Source organism: Sinomicrobium endophyticum (assembly GCF_052983315.1).
In genome coordinates this window covers 177581-202209 of the sequence record NZ_JBRKIS010000002.1, presented here as the reverse complement: position 1 = coordinate 202209, position 24629 = coordinate 177581, and the positions used below count along the sequence as shown (strand labels likewise).

At 44.6% G+C, this 24629-nt stretch carries 18 protein-coding genes; 13 read left to right on the top strand and 5 right to left on the bottom strand.

All coding sequences use genetic code 11. The features are described from left to right. The first annotated feature begins 66 nt into the window (after positions 1-66). The 6 genes from fabG (at position 67) to ACVBDU_RS01060 (ending at position 6978) form a co-directional block, all read left to right on the top strand. Positions 67-813, top strand: coding sequence for a 3-oxoacyl-[acyl-carrier-protein] reductase (gene fabG / locus ACVBDU_RS01085; protein WP_447177936.1), 747 nt, complete (start codon positions 67-69; stop codon positions 811-813). A 49-nt stretch (positions 814-862) separates the two neighbouring features. Next, positions 863-2884, top strand: coding sequence for a VWA domain-containing protein (locus ACVBDU_RS01080; RefSeq protein ID WP_447177935.1), 2022 nt, complete (start codon positions 863-865; stop codon positions 2882-2884). Between the two features lie 80 nt (positions 2885-2964). Further along, positions 2965-3780 carry a prohibitin family protein gene (locus ACVBDU_RS01075; RefSeq protein WP_447177934.1) on the top strand — a complete coding sequence of 272 codons (816 nt, stop codon included), beginning with the start codon at positions 2965-2967 and terminating at the stop codon, positions 3778-3780. A 223-nt stretch (positions 3781-4003) separates the two neighbouring features. Further along, complete coding sequence (locus tag ACVBDU_RS01070) at positions 4004-5791, top strand: DNA polymerase III subunit gamma/tau (RefSeq protein ID WP_447177933.1); 1788 nt, start codon at positions 4004-4006, stop codon at positions 5789-5791. 49 nt (positions 5792-5840) lie between these two features. After that, positions 5841-6659, top strand: coding sequence for an N-acetylmuramic acid 6-phosphate etherase (gene murQ / locus ACVBDU_RS01065; protein ID WP_447177932.1), 819 nt, complete (start codon positions 5841-5843; stop codon positions 6657-6659). 94 nt (positions 6660-6753) lie between these two features. Continuing rightward, on the top strand, positions 6754-6978 hold the full coding sequence (locus ACVBDU_RS01060; protein WP_447177931.1) for a DUF6095 family protein: 225 nt from the start codon (positions 6754-6756) through the stop codon (positions 6976-6978). Positions 6979-7042: 64 nt separating this feature from the next. On the opposite strand, the gene ACVBDU_RS01055 is transcribed toward ACVBDU_RS01060, so the two are convergent. The 5 genes from ACVBDU_RS01055 to pabB all read right to left on the bottom strand — a co-directional run bounded on the left by ACVBDU_RS01055 (position 7043) and on the right by pabB (position 17153). Beyond that, a complete protein-coding gene (locus ACVBDU_RS01055) occupies positions 7043-10303 on the bottom strand; it encodes a S41 family peptidase (RefSeq protein ID WP_447177930.1) in 3261 nt (1086 codons plus the stop codon). Between the two features lie 113 nt (positions 10304-10416). Then, complete coding sequence (locus tag ACVBDU_RS01050) at positions 10417-12261, bottom strand: CocE/NonD family hydrolase (RefSeq protein WP_447177929.1); 1845 nt, start codon at positions 12259-12261, stop codon at positions 10417-10419. Between the two features lie 101 nt (positions 12262-12362). Next, positions 12363-14321 (bottom strand): protein-disulfide reductase DsbD family protein, encoded by a 1959-nt coding sequence (locus tag ACVBDU_RS01045; protein WP_447177928.1) that lies wholly within the window; start codon positions 14319-14321, stop codon positions 12363-12365. A 64-nt stretch (positions 14322-14385) separates the two neighbouring features. Continuing rightward, entirely contained in the window at positions 14386-15714 is a 1329-nt protein-coding gene (gene tilS / locus ACVBDU_RS01040; RefSeq protein WP_447177927.1) for a tRNA lysidine(34) synthetase TilS, read from the bottom strand. 137 nt (positions 15715-15851) lie between these two features. After that, entirely contained in the window at positions 15852-17153 is a 1302-nt protein-coding gene (pabB, locus tag ACVBDU_RS01035; protein ID WP_447177926.1) for an aminodeoxychorismate synthase component I, read from the bottom strand. A 343-nt stretch (positions 17154-17496) separates the two neighbouring features. On the opposite strand from pabB, the gene ACVBDU_RS01030 reads away from it, so the two are divergent. The 7 genes from ACVBDU_RS01030 to argB all read left to right on the top strand — a co-directional run bounded on the left by ACVBDU_RS01030 (position 17497) and on the right by argB (position 24610). Then, positions 17497-18192 carry a GNAT family N-acetyltransferase gene (locus ACVBDU_RS01030; protein ID WP_447177925.1) on the top strand — a complete coding sequence of 232 codons (696 nt, stop codon included), beginning with the start codon at positions 17497-17499 and terminating at the stop codon, positions 18190-18192. Between the two features lie 190 nt (positions 18193-18382). After that, positions 18383-19570, top strand: a complete 1188-nt coding sequence (gene argG / locus ACVBDU_RS01025; RefSeq protein ID WP_447177924.1) for an argininosuccinate synthase — start codon at positions 18383-18385, stop codon at positions 19568-19570. 66 nt (positions 19571-19636) lie between these two features. Continuing rightward, positions 19637-20614: an N-acetyl-gamma-glutamyl-phosphate reductase gene (gene argC, locus ACVBDU_RS01020; protein WP_447177923.1), complete on the top strand. Its 978-nt coding sequence runs from the start codon at positions 19637-19639 to the stop codon at positions 20612-20614. Between the two features lie 107 nt (positions 20615-20721). Beyond that, entirely contained in the window at positions 20722-21516 is a 795-nt protein-coding gene (gene proC / locus ACVBDU_RS01015; RefSeq protein ID WP_447177922.1) for a pyrroline-5-carboxylate reductase, read from the top strand. Positions 21517-21605: 89 nt separating this feature from the next. Further along, a complete protein-coding gene (locus ACVBDU_RS01010) occupies positions 21606-22736 on the top strand; it encodes an aspartate aminotransferase family protein (protein WP_447177921.1) in 1131 nt (376 codons plus the stop codon). A gap of 64 nt (positions 22737-22800) precedes the next feature. Beyond that, entirely contained in the window at positions 22801-23748 is a 948-nt protein-coding gene (locus ACVBDU_RS01005) for an N-acetylornithine carbamoyltransferase (protein WP_447177920.1), read from the top strand. An 82-nt stretch (positions 23749-23830) separates the two neighbouring features. Beyond that, positions 23831-24610 carry an acetylglutamate kinase gene (gene argB, locus ACVBDU_RS01000; protein ID WP_447177919.1) on the top strand — a complete coding sequence of 260 codons (780 nt, stop codon included), beginning with the start codon at positions 23831-23833 and terminating at the stop codon, positions 24608-24610. Positions 24611-24629 lie beyond the last annotated feature (19 nt).

Here is a 24629-nt window from a genome sequence, read left to right as displayed (position 1 = left end):
CTTTAGTCTCAAAAAATTAATATCGGAACGGGTGTTGACCTATTAAAAACGAATAAAAAACATCAGATGAAACTTTTAGAAGGAAAAACAGCTATTATTACGGGCGCAAGCAGGGGAATAGGAAAAGGTATTGCGCAGGTTTTTGCCCGGCAGGGTGCCAATGTTGCATTTACATACAGTTCCTCGGCCGAAGCCGCCGCCGAACTGGAAAAAGAACTCGTTTCCCTAGGGGTAAAAGCAAAAGGTTACAAAAGTAACGCGGCAAGCTTTGAAGAAGCTCAGAAACTGGCAGAAGACGTACTTGCAGAATTTGGTAGTATAGATGTTCTTATAAATAATGCGGGAATTACCAAAGACAACCTTCTGATGCGTATTTCCGAAGAAGATTTCGACAAGGTCATTGAGGTAAACCTCAAGTCCGTCTTCAATATGACCAAAGCCGTACAAAGAACCATGTTGAAACAACGCAAAGGCTCTATCATAAACATGAGTTCCGTTGTGGGGGTAAAAGGAAATGCGGGACAAACCAACTATGCCGCTTCCAAGGCAGGTATTCTCGGTTTTACGAAATCTGTAGCTCTCGAACTCGGTTCCCGTAACATCCGTTGCAATGCCATAGCTCCCGGGTTCATAGAAACGGAAATGACAGCCGTACTCGATGAAAAGACTGTTCAGGGATGGAGAGATGCCATTCCCCTAAAACGCGGTGGTACTCCCGAAGACGTAGCCAATGCCTGTGTTTTCCTGGGTTCTGACATGAGCGCTTATGTAACAGGCCAGGTGCTCAATGTAGACGGCGGAATGCTTACCTGATTTCGGGCGGAATATCTTTGCCCCAACGCATAATGAAATAAAGGATTAAATGTCGGTTATATACCTCATTATAGCAGGAGTAGTTGCACTACTCGCAGCAGTGTTCCAATACGGAAAAGCAAAAGGCAAGTCAAAAGAAAACTTGCTTTTTGCTTTTTTGCGTTTCCTGTCCGTATTTGCCATTCTGTTACTGCTTATCAATCCGAAATTCCGGAAAGTGGCCGTCTATGAGGAAAAACCTATCCTGGCTATCGTTGCGGATAATTCTTCCTCTATCCCCTACCTAAACCAGCAACAACATATACGGGAAATTATCTCGCAACTGAAACAAAACGGGAAACTCACGGAAAAATTTACTTCCGACTACTATACTTTCGGAGAAAATCTGAAAAATGGCGATGCATTGTCCTTTGAGGAACGACATACCAACATAAACGAAGCCCTGACTTCTCTGAAAGAAATTTACAGGGGAAAAAACGCATCCATTATAATTCTTACCGATGGCAATCAGACCTATGGCGAAGATTACACTTATACATCACTGAACTATCCCATGCCCGTATTTCCGGTGGCATTGGGAGACACCACCACCTATGATGATCTCCGGATACAAAGACTTAACGTCAACAAGTATGCGTACTTCCGGAATAAATTCCCCGTAGAGATCATTCTTAACTACGAAGGAAAAACCGCGGTAAGTTCTACTTTTCGTATCACATCCGGAAACCGGACACTTTACAGTCAGAATGTCAATTTCTCCCCTGAAAAAAGATCGGAAATCATCCGGACACACCTCGATGCCGGCGCCCGGGGACTACTCACTTTCCGGGCTGAAATATTACCTGTAAAAGACGAAAAAAACACTAAAAACAATTATAAAGAATTCGGTATAGAGATCATCGACCAGAAAACAGAAGTCCTCATCCTTTCGGATATTGTACATCCGGATCTCGGGGCGCTGAAGCGGAGTATCGAATCCAATGAAGAACGTACTGTCACCATAAGTAAGCCCAACCTTGGCGCAAACCGTATTAACGATTATCAACTCGTCATCCTTTATCAGCCAAACACTTCATTTACCAACGCATTCCGGCAACTGGAGAAATTGGAAAAAAACACCTTTATTATCGGGGGAAAAAACACCGATTGGAATTTTCTGAACCGGATACAAAAAGATTTTTCGAGAAAACCGGGGAACCTCACCGAAGAAGTACAGGGTAGTTATAACGAAAGTTATTCCGTATTTGCTTCCGAAGATATCGGTTTTTCCCGTTACCCGCCCCTGCAGGTACCTTTCGGAGACATTGCCGTAAACACCTCCTACGAAACCATTTTATTTCAGAAGATCAATGGTGTAGTTACCAAAAACCCGTTACTTTTCACTACAGAAAAAGACAATAAAAAAACGGCCCTGCTCCTGGGAGAAGACATTTGGAGATGGAGAATGCAGGATTACCGGGACAATAGAAACTATGAAAAGTTCGATAAATTTATAAGTAAACTGGTATTCTATCTCGCGTCTGACAAAAAAAGGGACCGCCTCGAAACAGATCACGAAACCCTGTACGACGGTACTATCCCCGTAGTTATTACCGCACAGTATTTTGACAACAATTACATTTTTAACCCCGAAGCTTCCTTGCGTATCGAAGTCAGGAATAAAAACAACGATACCGAGAAAACCTACCCGATGTTGCTCCGTAACAACTATTACGCAGCTGACCTCAGCGACCTGGAAGCAGGAGAATACACTTTTAAAATACGGGTCGAAGGGGAAAACATACAACGCTCCGGACAGTTCCGGATACTGGAATTTGACGTGGAGCAACAATACGGGAACGCCGATATCCGTAAACTGCAAACTCTTGCCGGGAATTCAACGGGGAAACTATTTTACGATACACAAACCGGAAGCCTGCAATCTGTTCTCATGGAAGACGAAAGGTTTAAACCCGTCCAGAAAAGTAAAGAAAATATCGTACCTTTGATAGATTGGAAAATCCTGCTGTTTATTATTGTACTGTTACTTTCGGCAGAATGGTTCCTCAGAAAATACAAAGGGCTTATTTAAGGTAAAAAGCAAACAAGCCAAATAATTTCCCCGCGAAGCAGACCAAATTACGGACTAAATAATCACAAACTATATAGAAAATGGACAGATTACCAAAAATAGGCTTACCTATTATTATAGGTATTGTAATTCTAATTATTCTCATTTTTAAATCCACAACAAGCATAGATTCCGGAAAGGCCGGAGTATTGTACAAGACATTCGGAGGTGGTGTTGTCACGGACAAACCTCCTTTGGGTGAAGGCTTTCACTGGGTTTTACCCTGGAATAAAGTCTATGTATACAATGTAAGGCAACAGGAACTTTCCGAAAAAATGCAAGTGCTCTCCTCCAACGGATTGCAGATTGGACTGGACGCCACAGCATGGCATCAGCCCGTCAGAGAACAATTAGGCTCCCTGCACCAGGAAAGAGGAGAAGGCTATATTACTGATGTTATTCTCCCGGCCATCCGGTCGGCAGCCAGAAGTGTAGTGGGCAGATACACCCCGGAACAATTGTATTCTACCAAAAGAGATGCCATCCAGGAAGAGATATTTGAAGAGACCAAAAAAATACTGGACAAACAATACGTGCAGTTAAATGAAGTCCTGGTCCGGGACATTACCCTCCCTCCTACTATCAAAACTGCGATAGAAACAAAATTAAAGCAGGAACAGGAAACCCTGGAATATGAGTTCCGATTGGAAAAAGCTGAAAAAGAAGCTGAGCGCCAGCGTATAGATGCTGAGGGTAAAGCCGCTGCCAACAGGATACTAAGCGCCTCCCTGACGGATAAAGTACTCCAGGAAAAAGGTATACAGGCTACTATAGAACTTTCCAAATCCCAGAATGCCAAGGTAATTGTTATCGGGTCCGGAAAAGACGGTATGCCTATTATTCTTGGGAACCAGTAACATAAGTTATCTCCCTATTCGTATATAAATACTGTGATGTCCCGCCTTGGTGCGGGACATTTTTGTTTATCTCTTTCACCCATGGTCTACAATCCGCGGTGTCTCGTTACTGGTTTATCCCTGTTTTTCCCATAAACTTTGTTAACAATTCCCGGGTAAAAATCCCCGCTCTCTCCCCAAAATATAAACGCAATTTTTATCTTTGTGACGTAAATATTTTTCTATGGAGCAATTTGTGGTTTCTGCGCGTAAATACCGTCCCCAGACATTTAAAGATGTCGTGGGGCAACAGGCCATTACCAACACCCTGCTGAATGCCATAGATAATAACCACCTCGCACAGGCTTTGCTGTTCTGCGGCCCCAGAGGTGTGGGAAAAACCACCTGTGCCCGTATCCTGGCCAAAAAGATCAACCAGGACGGTATGGAAAATCCGGAAGAGGATTTCGCCTTCAACATTTTCGAACTGGATGCAGCTTCCAATAACTCGGTAGACGATATCCGGAACCTTATAGACCAGGTCCGTATACCTCCGCAGACCGGAAAATATAAAGTATATATTATCGATGAGGTGCATATGCTCTCTCAGGCAGCTTTCAACGCTTTTCTGAAAACTCTTGAAGAACCGCCGAAGCATGCCATTTTTATCCTGGCAACCACAGAAAAACACAAGATCATACCAACGATTCTTTCCCGTTGCCAGATTTTCGACTTTAAGCGCATTACCGTAAGAGATGCCGCCGAATATTTAAAGTACATTGCCGAAAACCAAGGCATAGAAGCAGAAGATGATGCCCTTCACATTATAGCACAAAAAGCCGACGGGGCCATGCGTGATGCCTTGTCGATATTTGACAGGGTGGTAAGCTTCTCCGGAAAATCCCTAACCCGACAGGCAGTTACGGAGAACCTTAATGTGCTGGATTATGACACCTATTTTAAAGCTACCGACCTCATACTGGAAAATAACATTCCGCAATTGCTTGTAGATTTTAACGAAACCCTTGCAAGAGGTTTTGACGGTCACCATTTTATTGCCGGACTGGCCTCCCATTTCCGGGACCTGATGGTGTGCAAAAATGAAGCCACCATTCCGCTTCTGGAAGTCGGTAACGAAGCGAAACAACGTTACCTGGAACAATCCCGAAAAGCATCCATGCCCTTCCTCATGAAAGGAATAGAACTGGCAAACACCTGCGATCTCAATTACAAAACGAGTAAAAACCAGAGATTACTTGTAGAACTTAGCCTTATGCAGCTTGCCTCCATCACTTTCGATGGAGAAAAAAAAAATGATACACACTTCATAATTCCCCCGTCTCATTTCCGGCAAAACGGAGCCGGGGACAAAAAAGTGAACACACCTCCCCCCGTGGCGAAAACAGTACCCGAACAAAATAATCCCACTCCGGTTACCACAGCCACCGTTCCGAAAACGGAAACAGAAAATACCGCTACATCCCCGCCCCCGGAAACTTTTACTGCCGTACAACAGGAACCGGAACAACATGACAGCCAGGTACAGAACAACGCCATCGATATCCGCAAAAAACACGTCTCAGGGCTATCCCTCTCCAGTATCAAAGCCAAAAAAGAACTGGAAAAGAACAAAAAGGAATCCCATATAGACGAATCCAAACTGCCACGAGAATCTTTTACCGAAGAAGAAATGCAGGAGGCCTGGGACAACTATGTAAAAATGATGAATGAAAAGGGAAAAAAGATCATAGCTTCCAACCTGGCAACAGACCGACCGAAACTGAAAAATGACAAAACTATATGGATCGAATTGCCTAACGACACCATGAAAAAGGAAGTGGAACGGGACCAGTTCCCGCTCATGGAATACCTGAAAACAGAACTCCGGAACCACTTCATAAGCCTGCAGGTTACCGTAAATGAAAAGATCGAACGAAAATATGCATTCACTCCCCAGGAAAAATACGTCAAACTCGTGCAAACCAACCCTTTGATAGAAACTCTTCGCAAAGAGTTTGACCTGGACATCTAAAACATCCGAAGCGAATTAAGAAACAATACATCGCACTCATATACGTACTATGGATTTTATAAAAACCACGGAACAGGACTCCAACTACCGAAATTTGGAAAAAATGTCGGTAAACGAGATCCTGGCCAATATAAACAAAGAAGACAAAACTGTTCCCCTGGCCGTTGAAAAAGCCATCCCGCAAATAGAGGCCCTGGTTGAACAAATAGCAAAGAAACTGAAAAACGGCGGCCGCCTTTTTTATATAGGCGCCGGAACAAGTGGCAGACTAGGCATCCTCGATGCTTCGGAATGTCCACCTACATACGGAGTCTCCGATCAATTGATCATGGGGCTTATTGCCGGTGGTGATACTGCCATACGTAAAGCTGTGGAAAATGCGGAAGACAGCTGGGAACAGGCCTGGAAAGATTTATCTCAATACGATATTTCTCCCCTGGATGTAGTTATCGGGATCGCCGCATCCGGTACCACCCCCTACGTAATAGGCGGGCTGGAAACATGCAATAAAAACGGTATACTTACCGGCTGTATAACCTGTAATGAAGGTAGCCCACTGGCTCTTGCCGCACAATACCCTGTTGTAGCTATTGTAGGTCCGGAATTTGTTACCGGAAGTTCGCGTATGAAGGCGGGGACAGCACAAAAGCTGATCCTGAATATGATCTCTACCGCTACCATGATACAACTTGGCCGGGTTAAAGGAAATAAAATGGTGGATATGCAACTGAGCAATATAAAACTGGTAGATCGCGGAGTTAGAATGTTAATGGAAGAACTGGGCGTATCCAGGGAAGAGGCCGAAACCCTTTTAAACAAAAACAGAAATGTAAGGAACGCGATCAAAGCATACCAATCTGAAAAGTAAGTGTGCCCATTAGGCTATGAATCAGAAATAAAACAATAACTAATTGACACATTACCAAATTTTCTAATTAAATAAATCACCGAAAACCAAGACCTTGAGACGAACAGACCGAAAACTATTCCTGAAGAGCCTGAAATATTTTGCCTATACCCTAATGTTGATGTTCGGTGCTCCAATTATTATTTACCAGGCCTTCAAAAACCAGGGACATCCGTTTTACTGGCCGGTACTGATCCTGGGGCTTCTTGCTGCAATAGGCGCTATCGTCATGGCATTTATAAGCCTTAAGATAATGATGAAATCTTTTTTCGGAGACTAAAAAAACTCCGTCTCTCCCGATAAAACAGGAGAAGGACGGAGTTATCTTATGATTCCATGTTATTTTATTTTTTTACCCGGACCGGGTAGGCAGGCCGCTCCATCTTTTTCGGAGGATTAGCTTTTAACTCCTTCATCACTTCTTCGATGGCTTTTTCCAATTGAGGATCCTTTCCGTTTATAACCTGTTCCGGCCATTGCTCCACTTCTATATCTGGGGCTACACCTTCGTTTTCCACACGGAAACCTTCATCGTTATAGAAAGCTATGTTAGGTGCGGTAACCGATCCTCCATCTATAAACCTCGGATAACCCAGCACACCTACCAGGCCTCCCCAGGTTCGTTTACCGATTATTTTACCCAGTTTAAACTTACGGAACATCCATGGCAGGAAATCTCCCCCGGAACCTGCGGTTTCATCGATCAGCATCACTTTTGGCCCCTGTATGGAAGCACTTGGCGACTTCAGGTCCATACCGTAACGGAAATTCCAATATGCCTGCTCGGGTCTTTTGAGAATATCTATGTAATAATCGGCAAGATATCCGCCACCGTTAAACCGTTCGTCTATAATAATAGCTTTCTTATTGGCTTGCGGGAAAAAATAACGTTTAAAATACTCATGTCCGGCGTCGGCCGTGTTCGGCACATATACATAAGCTACCTGCCCATCTGTCGCTTCGTGCACCTTTTTGATATTATTTTCCACCCAATCCCTGTTCCTTAGGGCCCATTCCCAAGGTATAGGTGTCACTTTAACTTCCCTTGCTCCGGATTTGCTATCCGTACTATTCACCGTAAGTCTTACGATTTTATCGGCTGTGTTTTCGAAAAAGCTGTACAGGTTATCCTCAGCAGTTATTTCCTTACCATTTACCGCAAGAAGATAATCCCCTTCTCTTACATCCACACCAGGTTCGGTCAAGGGCGACCTCATCTCCGGGTTCCAGTTAAGTCCGCCGTATATTTTCTTAAAACGATAGCGATTACCGGAGACTTCGTAATCGGCTCCGAGCAATCCGCCCTGCACCGTTTTCGGCTGATGCAAACGGTCTCCGGTACTGTTGAAACGATGATGTCCTACCCCGAGTTCACTGAACATCCATTCCATAATCCTGTACAAATCACTGTGACAGGAAAGGTCCGGCAGAAAAACTTTATATTTTTCCTTCATGGCATCCCAATCTGCCCCATGCATTCCGGGATCATAAAAGTAATCGCGGTTTACCCTCCATGCTTCGTGAAAAATATTATTCCATTCGGCCACCGGGTCTATTTTCACTTGTATGGCTTCGACATTAAGAGTTCCGTTATCCGGCTTTTTACCCATATCGGTGATTCCCCATTTTCCTTTACTCCGATACAACATTTTTTCTCCTTTGGCTGCAATTACATAAGTATCTGTTTCCATAATTCCCTCATCTTTCCTTTCCTTGAGATCATATTTATGTAACATGGCGGAACCACCGTGTGGAGCTCTTGCCAGGTAATACAATTCCCCTTCTTTTGCGACTCCCAGGTTTGAATACATACCGGCAGGAACCGGAATATCTACAATACGGTGTTCTATACCCTGCCAGTCTATTTGCAGGGAAGCAACCTTATCCTTGCTCTTGTCTTTTTCTTTTTCATCTTTTTTATCGTCAGACTCTTTTTCAGAGTCGTCCTCCGTATCATTTTCCTTTGCAAACGGTGATTTTATCTTCTTTTGGAGTGTCACCAGATAAATGGAGTTGTTCATTTCCATATCTATGGAAGACTGATCGAACCAGTTCACTACAGGGCCGGCATCCGTGGATGCAAGCATATAGATATATTTTCCGGAGGGGTCGAATACGGGGCTGGAAACACTGGACAATCCATCCGAAAGCGGATAAGATTTATCCTCTTTTACCGAATACAGAAATACCCTTTCAAAATGGGTATCGGTAATTATCGTATAGGCAATCCAGTTGGAGTCGGCTGACCAGTCTCCGAACAGTTCCCGGTAAGTTCCGGGAACATATCGTTCGTCCGAAGCAATTTTCACCACCTTACCGGAAGCAACATCGGCAAGATAAAAACTTCTTCCATTGTCGGAAAAGCACAATTTTTTGCTATCGGGAGACCAATGAATATATGCATAAAAACCGGCTCCTCGGGGTTTTATTACTTTAGCTTCTCCTTTTCCATCCTTATCCCGGATGTGCATTGCATATTCCCCTCCGGCATCGGAAAAATATGCAATGGACTTTCCGTCCGGGGACCACGAAGGACTATTTTCATGTACCCCCGGGGTGTTGGTAATATTCAAAGGATCTCCTTTTTTAGCCGGTACTGTTACTATTTCACCGCGAAAATCCACTGCTACTCTTGCTCCCGAAGGCGAAACGGAAGCACTTCTTACATAGTTTGCCCCGGATACAAAACGCTGTCTCAGTTCCAGAAGATCCGTAGCTATACCAATCCGGAGACGTCTGGAATTGCCACTTGCCGTATCGTAGATATGCAGGTAACCTGCCTGTTCGTAAATCACCTGTCCCTTATGAGCGTACAGGTTCATCACCGGAAAGTCTTTATAATCGGTCAGTTGTTTTACTTCTTTGGTGCCGGTATCATAGGAAAAAAGGTTGAATTCTCCATTCCGGTCGCTTCGGAAATAGACTCCGGATTCTACCCAGCCCGGGTTGGTATCGTTACACCCACCTGCCGGCTTAGGAATCTCCACTACAGCATGATTATCCGTATCGTAGAGCCATATACGCGAAATAGTACCTCCCCGGTAATGTTTCCACTGGGCAAATACATCTCTTAAGGGGGTATAGGCTATATGTTTACCATCCGGCGCATAGGTGGCCCAAAATCCGTTTGGAATATCCAACTGCGTTACCTTTCCGCCATCTACACTAACCGTAAACAACTGGGTATAACGGTTTGTAAAAGTATTTCTCTGTGAAGCAAAAAGAACATTTTTACCATCGGGTGAAAATCCTCTTACCATATCTCTGTACGGATGCCAGGTAAGGCGCCGGGGTACACCTCCGGTAACAGGAACAACATATACATCTGTATTTCCGTCATATTCGGCATTAAAAGCTATTTTGGAACCGTCCGGTGAAAAAACCGGGTTAGATTCCACTCCCTCATCAATCGTAAGCCGAATAGGATTGGAGCCGTCTTTATTGGCTACCCAAAGATCTTCGGCATAAATGAACGCTATATGGGTATCGCTCATTGCAGGCTGAGATAAGAGCCTGGTATCATCCGGATCGGGGGCACTCTTTAAGAGGAAAATGTTCAAAGCAATAAATGAAAGGGACAGCATTGTTTTCATACGTATTCTCATAGTTGGTTATTAAAATGTAATGATAATAACGGGAACAGGCCCGTAAAGAAGCTAGAAATAATACCCGAAGCCGTTGAGGAAAATCTCCGGGCTTCGGGTATAGCGGTCTGTTATTATTCGTTTTCTTTTAAAACGGTAAACTCAATGGAAGAGGAATTGTATACCCTGTGGGTTTGCTTTTGAAAATCTTCCTTTTTAGCGTAGAAAATGTTATCCACATAGGTTTGCGGGTTCAGGTCGATCAGGGGGAACCATGTACTCTGTACCTGCACTTGTATTTTGTGCCCTTTTTTAAAGGTGTGGAACACATCCTGCAGTTTCACGTTGACATCGGTCACTTCATCCGGCACGAACGGTTCCGGTTTTTCAAAACTATTGCGGAAACGGCCGCGCATCACTTCACTACGCACCATCATATGGTAATTACTCATTTTCAGGTAATCCTGCGTTTCTTCGTAATCTTCCGCATCCGGGGGATATACGTCGATCACCTTGACGATCCAGTCGGCATCGGTCCCGGTGGTGGACACTTTCAGCCTGGCAAGAATATCCCCGGCCAGTGTCATATCTTCTTCCAAAACCCCGGTTTCAAAAACCAGCACATCCGGTCTTCGCGCTGCAAAACGCTGGTCATCCGTCATGTATTTTCTGGGGGTAAAGACTACTTTAATATCTTCGGAATAAGGTACCGGTTTTTTAGGGTCGCTTATGAATTCCTGGTACGAAAACTCCATAGTCATTACCTGCGACAGGCTTTGATTCCTTCCCATACCATACACTTCTTTGCTGGTATTTTCCGGTGGCCAGGTATCGAATTTCTGCCATTCGTGTTTCCCGGTATCAAACATATACGCTTCGGGCAGACCGGAATTCTTATCCCCACTTCCTTTCAGGAAATGATCAAAGAATTTTGTCTCTATCTCTTCCTGGTAAAATTTGGATATATCATCACCGAAATACACATTACCTATAGCCTGGCGCTTGTTTAACCTTATCCAGTCGCCGTGGCTCCACGGCCCCATAACGATTGTATTATAATTGTCACTGCTCTTCATAGCCTTGTAAGTGGACAACGGTCCGTAAAGGTCTTCCGCATCGAACCATCCTCCCACTACCATTACGGCAGGTTTTATATCTTTCAGGTGCTGGATAATACCTCTCGGTTTCCAGAAATCATCATAGTTCGGATGGTCTTTTAACTGCTGCCAGAACACGTTATCTTCCTTATAGTATTTGTCCAGGTTAGACAACGGGCCCGCATCCAGGAAAAACTGGTACTGGTCCTGTGTACCCAGGTCCGGAAGTTCGTACCAGGCTTCGGTAGTGGGCTTGTCTTTCATATGCCCAAACAACGGGGTAACTCTCCAGTAACTCAACATGTAAGCCCCGTTATGATGAAAATCATCAAAGAAAAAATCTCCTATGGGAGCCTGGGGGGATACGGCTTTCAGTGCAGGATGCGCATCGAGAAGACTATACGTGGAATAAAATCCGGGATACGAACCTCCCCATACACCTACACGGCCGTTATTATTATCTACATTCTTTACCAGCCAGTCGATCGTGTCGTAGGTGTCGGAAGCTTCATCGGTCTGTTTCCTTTTTTTATTGGGAATGTAAGCTCTCATGTTATCATATACCCCTTCGCTATTCCAACGGCCTCTAACATCCTGGTACACGATAATATACCCTTCTTTCATCATGGTTTCGTTGGGCCCTATTTTGGAACGATATTGTCCCTCTCCGTAAGGTGCACAGCTATAGGGCGTACGTTGGAGAACAACCGGATATTTTTTGGATTTGTCCTTTGGGCTGTAGATCGTAGCGTGAAGTTTAATACCATCGCGCATGGTAATGGCCACTTCCTGCTTATCGTAATGTGACTTTACATCATATTCCTGCGCTATACAGGAGATAAAGACAAATAATGTAAATAACAGAACGGAAATTTTCTTCATGGTCAGAATTTTATTTGTGTAAGGCATTAGAAAAGAGTAAATATATAACAAAAAAAGCACGGTTGTCCCCGTACTTTTCCTGTTTTGTAAAAAAGGTATTCTTATTTAACACTTTCTGTTCCGGTCTTCAACCAGTCGTGATAGGTGTCCGTATCCGTATACTGTTGTGGTGGTCCGAGCAATTCCATGTCGGGGGTCATGATAATGTAATAAGGCTGTGATGCCGTGTGGAAGTTAATGGACTGGAAGGTAGCCCACTTCTCCCCGATGGTCCGGATTTTTTTCACCCGTCCGGATTCCAGTTGATAATTAAACTGTTTTTCTTCCGGAAGTTCCTTACGGTCGTCTACATACAGGGAAATAAGCACATAATCATTCTTCAGAAGCTCATACACTTTGGGTACACTCCATACGTTTTCTTCCATTTTCCGGCAATTTACACAGGCCCAGCCGGTGAAGTCCAGCAAAATGGGTTTGTTGTTCGCTTTCGCATATTCCAGGCCTTCGTCAAAATCCTTAAAACAATTCAGTCCCAGGGGACAATCGCTTTCCTGTTGTTTGACACTGTAGAATGCCGGTGGCGGGAAACCGCTGAGCAGTTTGAGATGACCTCCGAATATCCCTGAGACCAGATAGATCACAAAAGCGGTTATCAGAATACCTGAACTCACCCTCAAAAAGCTGAGTTTCTTCAACGGACCGTCGTGCGGGAACCTGATCTTCCCGAAAAGGTAAAGAGCCATCAGGGCAAAGATCACTACCCATATACCTATGAATATCTCCCGTTTCAGTATACCCCAGTGTTGTACGAGGTCTGCATTGGAAAGGAACTTAAAGGCCAGGGCAAGTTCCAGGAAACCGAGTATGACTTTTACCGTGGTCATCCATCCCCCGGAACGCGGCAGGGAATTGAGCCAGTTCGGAAAAAGAGCGAAAAGGGCAAAAGGTAAAGCCAGTGCAAAACCAAAACCGGTAATCCCGGCAGTGAGTTGTGTTGCCCCTCCTTCTGCTGTGAGCGATCCTACCAGTAACGATCCTAAAATGGGACCGGTACAGGAGAAAGAGACTATGGCCAAAGTCAATGCCATAAAAAAGATACCGATAACCCCTCCCGTACCTGAGGCCGAATCCATCTTATTCCCCCACGAACTGGGAAGGGTAAGCTCATAATACCCGAAGAAGGAAAAGGCAAAGAATACAAAAATGACAAAGAAGGCTATATTAAGCCATACGTTTGTGGAAATGGTATTGAGTATTTCCGGGTCCAGTGAATCCAGAAAGTGGAATGGCAGACTTAGCAATACATAGATCAATACTATGAATACTCCGTAAAGTATGGCATTGGAAATTCCTTTCTTCCGGGTTCCGGACTGCTTCGTAAAAAACGAAACGGTAAGCGGTATCATAGGGAATACACAGGGTGTCAGTAATGCCAGTAAGCCTCCCAGAAACCCCAGGATGAAAATTCCGGCCAGGCTGTTGCCGCCTCCATCTCCCTGTTCTTCTCCTTTCAGTAGTTCCGGGTTCTTCAGGTCCAGTTTCAGTTTTTTGGAAAGCAAGGCGCTTTTTTCGTCCACTTCCAGTTGTTTTACTGCCGCATTTCCCCCATCCAGGGAAAAGGCTAGGTCTGCGTCGGAGAAGATACAACTTTTGTCATCACAGGCCTGGTATTCCACCCCTCCCTGTATAGCCTTAACTTCCGGGTTGCGTAATTTTATCTTCTGTTTAAACACGGCTTTCCCGTCAAAATAGGAAAGTTCCATATCAAAAATATTGTCGTATTCCGTATGGGCTTCACTCTCCAGGATACCGCCTTCCAGTTCAAAATCCTCTCCTGCTCCTTCAAAGGTAAAAGAAGTCGGAATGGGGCCGCCTTCGGGAATATTTGTAGTATACAGGTGCCAGTTCTCCACAATGGAAGCTGTAATAACCAATTCGTACTCCGTATCCGAAATCTTCTCTACGGAAGTATCCCAGCTTACTCTTTCGGCCTGTGCCAGTATCTTAGGAGAAAAGGTTATAAAAAACAATCCGATCAGGATGGGAAGAATATGTTTCATTATTAGATATTAGATTTTAGAAGTGAGATTTCAGCTGTTAGGTTTTGATTTTATTTGTGCTATATCAGATTCTGGTTTCGGGATGGGCTTTAATATCTGCCGAAACATAAAGTGTATTTACTGTTTCCGGGGTTATTTTGTACCTGTTGTCCAAACGGTAGCCCACCACCCAGACTATGGCATCACCGGAGCATAAGAGCCAGGTATTCTGTTTATCCAGCACCGATATCTTTTCGTCCTTAAAAAACTTGCTCAGTTTCTTGCGGTTAGTCATTCCAAAAGGGTAAAAATAATCGCCTTTTTCCCATTTTCTCAATTTCAGCGGATAGTTTAACTTATCTTTATCAATTGCCACCGTATTTTTACCGTTATTTCCGATGATTTCCGTTTCCGAAAACCGCAAATGTATAGGGTTCCGGACCTCTTCTGTCCCGGCATCGATAACAAAGCAAGAGTCTTCCTCTTTTTTTAATGGTTCCACAAACAGGTTTTCCCTGTCTTTCAGCATAATAAATCTGCCGGAGGTAATTTGTTTTCCGGACATGGCATTCAACAACTTCCGGATCTCATCCACCGGAAAAGAGAAGTCCTTAAACAGGTAATACAGGTAGGATTCCTGCGGATGCAACTTATTCAGCTCTTCTACGGAAATTATCCATCGCTCTCCTTCTTTTCGCATTATACGTTCCCGTATCTCATTCACGTGTTTCATCAGTATGGTCTCACATTCCGCCAGATGTCTTTGTGTGCGCCCGAACTGCTGTAGAAAATCAGCCGATAATGTCTTTAGTTCCGGGACAACATTGTGGCGGACCTTATTCCGGAGGTACTTGGTATCCGCATTACTGCTGTCCTCCCGCCACGGCCAGTTATTTTCCTGCAAACAGCCGAATACCTGTTCCCTGGAAAACGGAAGCAAGGGCCGCACGATCTTCCCGTTCACAGGCGGAATACCGGACAGGCCTTCTATCCCTGTTCCGCGGGACAGGTTTATCAGAAAAGTTTCCAGGCTATCATCGGCATGATGCGCGGTAAGCAGGTACTCCCCTTTTCTTTCATTCAACAAACGGTCAAACCAGTTATACCGGAGTTCGCGGGCAGCTATCTGTATAGATGTACCTTTTTTTCGGGCATAGTCCTCGGTCTGAAAATGCACTACGTTAATATCGGCCCCGAGTTCTTTCGCCAGTTCCCGTACAAACTTTTCATCTCCGTCACTGTCTTCTCCGCGAAGATGAAAGTTACAATGCGCCAGCGCTATATCCAGTCCGGCTGCATGGCAAAGCCGGACCAGCACCACACTGTCTATACCACCACTGATGGCAATCAGCAACCGGGCCCGCTTTAAAAACGGGAATTCCTTTTCTATATGTTCTTCAAACAATCGTAACATCTAGCTAAAATAACGGTTCTTCGGCAAAGCTAAAAATCCGGTGTTCTGTTCTGTTTTCACATCTGTGCTCATCACAAGTTATACACCTTAAAACATCAAAAGTCCCAAAACTTTTATATAATTTATCGCATTCCGGTTTATTCCTCCAGCACCTTTCGCATAGCTGCTGCCTTCAGCATACATTCTTCGTACTCCTTTTCCGGATCGGATTCCCCCGTAATGGCCCCGCCTACCGTAAAGGATATATAACGGTTGGCTTTGTTGTAAAGAATACTTCGGATAACCACGTTAAAATCAAAATCTCCCGATGGGGTAAAATATCCCACTGCCCCGCTGTAAAGCCCCCGTTTGGTGGCTTCCAGTTGTTCGATGATCTTCATAGCCGATATTTTAGGTGCACCGGTCATGCTTCCCATAGGAAAGGTGGAGCGCAATATATCTACGGACGGAACACTGTCTTCCACTTCGGCCGCTACGGTAGACACCAGTTGATGTACCTGTTCAAACGTGTATACCCGGCACAATTCTTCTACCTGAACACTTCCCTTTTTTGCCATGACGGACAGATCGTTGCGCACCAGGTCTACGATCATAATATTCTCCGAGCGTTCTTTGGGTGTATTTTCCAGTTCTTCTTTCAGTTTGCGGTCTTCTTCCGGGGTTTCCGCACGCCTTGCCGTACCTTTTATCGGCTGGGATATTACCCGGTTTCCGGTCCTTTTCAGATACCGCTCCGGTGAGGCAGACAAAAGATATTTGTCTTCCAGTTTCAGACAGGCGGCAAAAGGGGGACGGGAAATGGCATTAAGCCTGAAAAAAGCAGGTACGGGATCAAGTGACTTCCCTTGCACATAAAATTCCTGGCAGAAATTAGCCTCGTAAATATCTCCCCTGCGGATATGTGCAAGTAACTGTTCCACTTTTTGCAGATACGCTTCTTTGGGTATTCTCGCTTTAATATCTCCTTTTCCTATCCGTTCCGGATGCACAGTACTTTCGCTAGCTGTTTTCCGGATACCTTCAAAATCCTCCTCGACTTCATCGTCTACCATAGGCATATAACAAAACTCCGCGGTATTGCCTTTGATAAAAATGATCTTCTTGGGCTGAAAGAAATACAGGTCCGGAAAGTCCAGATGGTCTTCGTTTGCTGAAGTCAACCGTTCCACATCGTTCTTCAGGTCATACGACAGGTAACCGAATATCCAGTCTGCCATGGTAGCCTGGTATTCCTTTAAATCGTCAAAAGCGTGGTAATGATCGGTCTTTATGGCGGTGAGGGCGTCTACGGCCAGTACGGCATCAAATGTAGGGTACAGATGCTCATAATTATTACTGTCCAGCCATATTACCTCGGTATGTTGTTGTGCCCATAAAAGTAGTTTTTCTTTAAATCCGTCCCCGTCTTCCAGGGGAAATACAACTTCCGTTCTCTGCATTCCTTAGTTTTAGAAAATAAGAATGTTACAAATTTAACAAATCCTTTACGAAAGATGGTCTGTCAAAAGGATTTTATTTTGTAGTATTGCAGTGTGAAAAACAAGTACTGAGGTTATCACTATTGAAATTTTTTGTTTACCTCATTATTTCTGATAGAAAATGCAAAATACACACAACATATCTACATCAGTTTTCCTGAGACTTCCGGTTTCAGAAATCCGTCCTGTTGTGCGTCGTACCCCCCGTCGCCCGTAAGGGTGTACTTTTATTTTGGAACTTAGGTGAGTCCGGTTCCCCATTCAAAGAAAATTCCACTTATTTTTTCAACCAAGTCAAAGCAAAATGGACATTGTTATTGCTGACAAGTCGCATATAAAATTCGCTTCCCTTATCTGTGACACGATCGAAGAATCGGCCAAGGTAAGAGGTACCGGTATTGCCAAAAGAACTCCGGAATACATTATTTCGAAGATAGAGAGCGGCAATGCGGTTATTGCCGTAGATGGCGATAAATTTGCAGGGTTCTGCTACATCGAAGCCTGGGGGCACGAAAAGTTCGTCGCCAATTCCGGGCTCATTGTGCATCCGGACTACCGGAACCTCGGTCTTGCCAAAAAGATCAAAAAAACCATTTTCGACCACTCCAGGGAAAAATATCCGGATGCCAAGATATTTGGTATTACTACCGGGCTGGCCGTAATGAAGATCAATTACGAACTGGGATACAGACCTGTAACTTTTTCCGAGCTTACGGACGACCCTACCTTCTGGAAGGGCTGTCAGACCTGTAAGAATTATGACATCCTGCAACGGACGCAACAAAAGATGTGCCTGTGTACCGGGATGCTCTACGATCCTGCAGAAAAGGAAAACAACGAAGAAAAGCACCCCTATAACAGCAAGGTGCTCCAAAGGTTGAAAAACATCAAACAAGCCCTTTTTCTACAGAAGAAAAAGCCTTCCAAAAACTCCATAATTCCCTTAGAAGAAGGATTTATAAGTCTGAAAAAGGTTATGGATAAATTAAAAGGAAAATAGTTTTGGAGTTGGGGAATCACGGAGTCGGTTAGGAATATCCTCCGAATGAACCTCCTACTAACAACTCTAAAATGAATAAATCATAAAACTAATTATATAACATTATACAGTCTTGAACCAGGAGACAAGGAAACCGGGAAAACTCTCAACTAAAAAACTCCGGGACTCCGAGACTAAAAAACTAACAACAATGAAAAAACTCGTTTTGGCATACAGCGGCGGACTGGACACTTCTTATTGTGCAAAATACTTATCCCAGGAAAAAGGGTATGAAGTACACGCCGTAAGTGTAAACACCGGAGGATTTACTGCCGAAGAGAAAAAAGAAATAGAAGAGAAAGCCCTGAAACTCGGGGTAGCTACATACAGTAATATAGAAGCGGTAGACTCTTTCTATAACAAAGTAGTCAAATACCTTATTTTCGGGAATGTTTTAAAAAACAACACCTACCCGCTTTCCGTCAGTGCCGAACGGATCGTACAGGCTATCGAGATCGTCAATTATGCCAAGAAAACAGGCGCTCAATACATCGCCCACGGCAGTACGGGGGCCGGGAACGACCAGGTAAGGTTTGATATGATATTTCAGATACTGGCCCCGGAAATAGAGATCATCACCCCTATTCGTGACGAACAGCTTTCCAGGCAGGAAGAGATCGATTACCTGAAGAAAAACGGGGTGGACATGTCCTGGGAAAAAGCCAAATACTCTATAAACAGGGGGCTTTGGGGTACCAGCGTAGGTGGTGAAGAAACCCTTACCTCCCATCAGTCACTCCCTGAAGAAGCCTACCCGAGTCAATTGAAAAGCGAAGGATCCCAAAAGGTGAAACTCACTTTCAAAGAAGGGGAACTGGTTGCTATAGATGACAAAGAGGACAGTCCTGTAAAAAACATAGAGCTGCTCAACAGTATGGCTTCCCAATATGCCATAGGGCGTGATATCCATGTCGGTGATACCATTATCGGTATTAAAGGAAGGGTAGGTTTTGAGGCCGCTGCCCCATTGGTTATCATCAAAGCGCACCATACCCTGGAAAAACACGTACTTACCAAATGGCAGCAGCACCATAAAGAATACCTGGCCAACTGGTATGGCATGCTCCTTCACGAAGGACAGTATCTCGACGAGGTGATGCGCAATATCGAAGCTTTCCTCGCCGATACACAGAAAAACGTTTCCGGAGATGTGTTTGTCACCCTGTACCCGTACCGTTTTGTAGTAGACGGTATTCAATCCGGACACGACCTGATGAATGCTTCATTCGGCAGTTACGGCGAAATGAACAAAGGCTGGACCGCGGATGATGCCAAAGGGTTTATTAAAATAAACTCCAACCAGAACAAGATCTATTACCACGTAAATAAAATAAATTAAAGTACGAAGCACGAAGGTAGAAGTAAAGATATAATGCCCTTCGTCTGAAATTTAAACATCTAAAAAATGATACAAGCAGGAATAATCGGGGGTGCCGGATACACCGCTGGGGAACTAATACGATTGCTACTGCACCATCCCGCAGCAGAAATAAATTTTGTTTACAGTACTTCCAACGCCGGCAACGCCATAAGTGACATTCATCAGGACCTCCTTGGAGAAACGGAGCAGGAATTTACCAGTGAAATAAACACCGAAGTAGATGTACTTTTTCTCTGTCTCGGTCATGGTAATTCCAAAGCCTTCCTCAAAGAGCACCGTTTTTCCGGTAAGACGAAGATCATAGACCTGAGTAATGACTTCCGTCTGACTCCCGATGCCGATTTTAACGGCATGCATTTCGTATACGGATTACCCGAACTCAACAGGGAGGAGATCGAAAATGCGCAATACATAGCCAATCCGGGTTGCTTTGCCACTGCTATTCAACTAGCACTGCTTCCCCTGGCAAAACACGGGCTGTTAAAACAGGATATTCATATCAATGCGGTAACCGGGGCTACCGGGGCGGGTACTTCCCTCTCCCCCACCTCACACTTTCCGTGGCGCGACAATAATTTTTCGTATTACAAACCTTTTACCCATCAACACCTGGGAGAAATAGGACAAAGTATAGCGCAGTTGCAGCATACATTTGACAAAGACGTGCTCTTTATGCCCAACCGGGGAAATTTTTCCCGCGGGATCTTCGCCACTGCGTATACGGAATTTGACGAAAGTGTAGATAAAGCCAAAGAAATATACCGGGATTTCTATAAAAATGCCGTTTTTACCACGTTCAGCGATAAAGAGTTACATCTCAAACAGGTGGTCAATACCAACAAATGTCTTATCCACCTGCATAAGCACAAAAACAAACTGTTGATAACCTCTATTATCGATAACCTGACCAAAGGAGCATCCGGACAGGCCATACATAATATGAACCTGGTATTCGGACTGGAAGAAACCCTCGGGCTCGGATTAAAAGCCTCGTATTTTTAATACAGGCTCCGTACAGACGTACGGCCGTACGTCTCCAATCTATTAATTATAAAGCATCGTTCGGCCGCACGACGCTGCTAGGGCCACAGGCCGATAAAAACCAACGCATGAAAATAGCCATAATAGGAACCGGAAACCTGGGGCTCTCCATAGCCAAAGGACTCATCATCAGCAACTCGGTCACCACCCTTTACCTTACCAAAAGGAATCCGGGTGCCATTAAAAACTGGGAAGAATACGGTAATGTAACCGTTACTTCGGACAATCGGGAAGCAGTAAAGCATTCGGATATACTGATCTTTGCCGTACAGCCGGGACAGTTTGAAGGAATATTACAGGAAATAAAGGATTTACTGAACGAAAAACACGTACTGATTTCCACGATCACCGGGTTTAAGATCCGGAAAATCGAATCTGTTATCGGCAATGAACACTATATCATCCGTAGTATGCCCAATACGGCAATTTCCGTCGGTAAATCCATGACCTGCGTGTGCAGCAACGAAAAAGGAAAACAACGTGTGGAACTGGCCAGGGCTATTTTCAACAAACTGGGAACTTCCGTAGAGATCCCTGAAGAACAGATGCGTGCGGCTACCGTGATCTGTGCCAGCGGCATCGCTTTCTGGATGCGCCTTATACGCGCTACTACCCAGGGAGCCATTCAGTTGGGTTTCGATGCCAGGGAAGCACAGGAACTGGCCATGCATACTTGTATGGGAGCCGCTACCCTGCTCATAGAATCCGGTAATCACCCGGAAGAAGAGATCGATAGGGTAACCACCCCCAGGGGATGTACTATAGAAGGTCTTAACGAAATGGAACACAGCGGGCTAAGTTCCTCTCTTATCAAAGGAATCGTGTCCTCTTTCAATAAAATAAACCAGATTGCCGATCTGTAACTGTATAGATATGAGATTTTAGAACTTAGATGATAGAATTTCGAACTACATCTCACATCTGAAATCTCACATCTGAAATCTATAAAAAAATGAAACTATTTGACGTTTACCCATTATATGACATTACCCCGGTACAGGGAAAAGATGTCCATGTTATTGATGACAATGGCGCTACCTATCTCGACCTTTACGGCGGACATGCGGTGATCTCCATAGGACATTCTCATCCTAAATATGTATCCGCAATATCCGAACAAGTCGGTAAACTCGGGTTTTACTCCAATGCCGTGCAAAATCCGTTGCAGGTGAAACTGGCGGAAAAACTCGGTGCGCTTTCCGGATGTGACAATTACGAACTGTTCCTCTGCAATTCCGGGGCTGAAGCCAATGAAAATGCGTTGAAACTCGCTTCTTTCCATACCGGAAAGGCCAGGATCATTGCCTTTAACAATGCCTTTCACGGACGAACATCCGCTGCCGTAGCCGCTACGGACAATAAAAATATCAATGCACCGATCAATGCCCAGCACCAGGTAACTTTCCTGGAATTGGGAGATCTTGCTTCATTGGAAAAAGAATTACAAAAAGGAGATGTGTGTGCGGTTATCGTGGAGTTTATACAGGGTGTAGGCGGATTGGACGAAGCTACGGCAGATTTCTATGAGAATGCAGACAAACTCTGCAAACAACATGGCAGCGTGTTCATCGCGGATGAAATTCAATGCGGATATGGCCGTACAGGAGATTTCTTCGCTTTTCAGAAGTATAATGTTACGCCGGATATCATTTCCCTGGCGAAAGGTATGGGTAATGGTTTTCCCGTAGCGGGAATTCTCGTTCACCCGTCCATCAAAGCTAAACATGGCATGCTGGGAACTACTTTTGGCGGAAACCACCTGGCATGCGCAGCCGCCATTGCCGTCCTGGATGTTCTCAAGGAAGAAAAACTCATGGACAACACCAGGGAAGTTGCTGCCTATTTTGTAGAAAAAGCCGGAACCATCCCGCAGATAAAGCAGGTAAAAGGCCGGGGATTAATGCTGGGACTGGAATTTGATTTTGAAGTGGGTGAACTCCGGAAAAAACTTATTTACGATCATCATATTTTTACAGGCGGAAGCAGCAACAAAAAACTGCTGCGGATCTTACCTCCGCTGACTGTGAAGAAAGAACATATCGATACGTTTTTTGAAACTTTAAATGAAATCCTTAATGCGTAAAATGCAGTGTAAAGACGCCATGCATGGCGTCTCTCCACAACCGTAATATAAAACAGAAAAACAAATGAAACACTACCTGACAACAGATGACATAGACAGTGTCCCGGAAATCATAGCAGAAGCCATTGCATTAAAAAAAGATCCTTACCAGTTCGAGGAACTCGGAAAGCGTAAAACGCTGGGGATGCTATTCTTTAATTCCAGTCTGCGTACGCGTCTCAGTACACAAAAGGCAGCCATGCAACTGGGAATGCAGGTTATGGTTATGAACTTTTCGGGAGAAGCCTGGTCACTGGAGTTTGAAGACGGTAGTGTAATGAGCGGTTCTACCTCCGAACATATCAAAGAAGCTGCCGCGGTAATTTCTCAATACTGTGATGTTATTGCGGTAAGGGCCTTTCCTACGCTGACAGATAAGGAAAAAGACGAGGAAGAATATGTTTTAAAAAGTTTTCAGAAATACGCCTCCGTCCCTGTTGTAAATATGGAAAGTGCAACAGCCCACCCTTTACAGGCCCTGACGGATGCCATTACGATAACTGAACTGAAAACCAAAGAAAAACCGAAGGTGGTTCTCTCCTGGGCCCCGCATCCCAAGGCATTGCCGCATGCTGTTGCCAATTCCTTTACGGGTATGATGCGGAAGATGGATGTGGAGTTTGTCATCACCCATCCTGTCGGGTATGAGCTCAATCCGGAGGTTACGGGAAACATCCCGATAATCTACGACCAGGATGAAGCATTGAAAGATGCCGATTTTGTATATGTAAAGAACTGGAGTTCCTATAAAGATTACGGCCAGGTATTGCATACCGATCCGGGCTGGAGGATTACCCCGGAAAAGATGGCTTTGACTGATAACGGTAAGTTTATGCATTGCCTGCCAGTGCGAAGAAATGTTATCGTGGATGATGCTGTCCTGGACAGCCCGCAATCCGTCGTTATACCACAGGCCAATAACCGGACATTTGCTGCGCAAATTGTCCTGAAACATATATTGGAATCATTATAGTAAAGACACACGGCCGCGTGGCTCAATCAGGAGTCACCCCCGTGTGGCTCCATCAAAAACCCGGGCCAAAAAAAGTAAAAAAATGAAAACCAAATTATCTGTAGTCAAAATAGGCGGAAACATCATAGAAAACGAATCGGCGTTGCAGGATTTCCTTAAGGGTTTCGCGACGATGGAAGGTCATAAGATACTGGTTCACGGCGGTGGCAGGACGGCTACCCGTATTGCGGAACAACTCGGTGTGCCTGCACAAATGGTAGGTGGCAGGCGCATCACCACCCGCGAAACCCTGGACGTGATCGTTATGGTCTATGGGGGGCTTACCAACAAGAATATCGTTTCACGCCTGCAAAGTTTTGATTGTAATGCCATAGGACTATCCGGAGCGGACGGCAATACCATTGTTTCCGATAAAAGACCGGTAAAAGACATCGACTATGGTTATGCCGGGGATATAAAACAGGTAAATGCCAACGCAGTTAAAGCTTTGCTGGAAAGTGACATGGCTCCTGTATTCTGTGCTATCACCCACGATAAAAAAGGGCAATTGCTCAACACCAATGCGGATACCATTGCTTCCGAAGTAGCGATAGCCATGAGTGAACATTTCGAAACTTCATTGTACTATTGTTTTGAGAAAAAAGGGGTGTTGCGAAGCGTGGAAGACGATAACTCAGTTATAGAACATATCAATACGGAAATATACGAACAATTGCTCGCCGAAAACGTCATAGCGGACGGCATGCTGCCCAAAATGCTCAATTGCTTTAATGCCCTGCAGCGACATGTCCACAAAGTGCATATCGGACTGCCGGGTATGATCGTCGGGAAAGAAAAACTATATACAACGCTAACGTTATAATAGGGATTAATCGTAAAGA

Bases quoted from the DNA above. Each gene is read 5' to 3' on its own strand.
- fabG (WP_447177936.1), top strand. From the start codon at position 67: ATGAAACTTTTAGAAGGAAAAACAGCTATTATTACGGGCGCAAGCAGG.
- ACVBDU_RS01080 (WP_447177935.1), top strand. From the start codon at position 863: ATGTCGGTTATATACCTCATTATAGCAGGAGTAGTTGCACTACTCGCA.
- ACVBDU_RS01075 (WP_447177934.1), top strand. From the start codon at position 2,965: ATGGACAGATTACCAAAAATAGGCTTACCTATTATTATAGGTATTGTA.
- ACVBDU_RS01070 (WP_447177933.1), top strand. From the start codon at position 4,004: ATGGAGCAATTTGTGGTTTCTGCGCGTAAATACCGTCCCCAGACATTT.
- murQ (WP_447177932.1), top strand. From the start codon at position 5,841: ATGGATTTTATAAAAACCACGGAACAGGACTCCAACTACCGAAATTTG.
- ACVBDU_RS01055 (WP_447177930.1), bottom strand. From the start codon at position 10,303: ATGAGAATACGTATGAAAACAATGCTGTCCCTTTCATTTATTGCTTTG.
- ACVBDU_RS01050 (WP_447177929.1), bottom strand. From the start codon at position 12,261: ATGAAGAAAATTTCCGTTCTGTTATTTACATTATTTGTCTTTATCTCC.
- ACVBDU_RS01045 (WP_447177928.1), bottom strand. From the start codon at position 14,321: ATGAAACATATTCTTCCCATCCTGATCGGATTGTTTTTTATAACCTTT.
- tilS (WP_447177927.1), bottom strand. From the start codon at position 15,714: ATGTTACGATTGTTTGAAGAACATATAGAAAAGGAATTCCCGTTTTTA.
- pabB (WP_447177926.1), bottom strand. From the start codon at position 17,153: ATGCAGAGAACGGAAGTTGTATTTCCCCTGGAAGACGGGGACGGATTT.
- ACVBDU_RS01030 (WP_447177925.1), top strand. From the start codon at position 17,497: ATGGACATTGTTATTGCTGACAAGTCGCATATAAAATTCGCTTCCCTT.
- argG (WP_447177924.1), top strand. From the start codon at position 18,383: ATGAAAAAACTCGTTTTGGCATACAGCGGCGGACTGGACACTTCTTAT.
- argC (WP_447177923.1), top strand. From the start codon at position 19,637: ATGATACAAGCAGGAATAATCGGGGGTGCCGGATACACCGCTGGGGAA.
- proC (WP_447177922.1), top strand. From the start codon at position 20,722: ATGAAAATAGCCATAATAGGAACCGGAAACCTGGGGCTCTCCATAGCC.
- ACVBDU_RS01010 (WP_447177921.1), top strand. From the start codon at position 21,606: ATGAAACTATTTGACGTTTACCCATTATATGACATTACCCCGGTACAG.
- ACVBDU_RS01005 (WP_447177920.1), top strand. From the start codon at position 22,801: ATGAAACACTACCTGACAACAGATGACATAGACAGTGTCCCGGAAATC.
- argB (WP_447177919.1), top strand. From the start codon at position 23,831: ATGAAAACCAAATTATCTGTAGTCAAAATAGGCGGAAACATCATAGAA.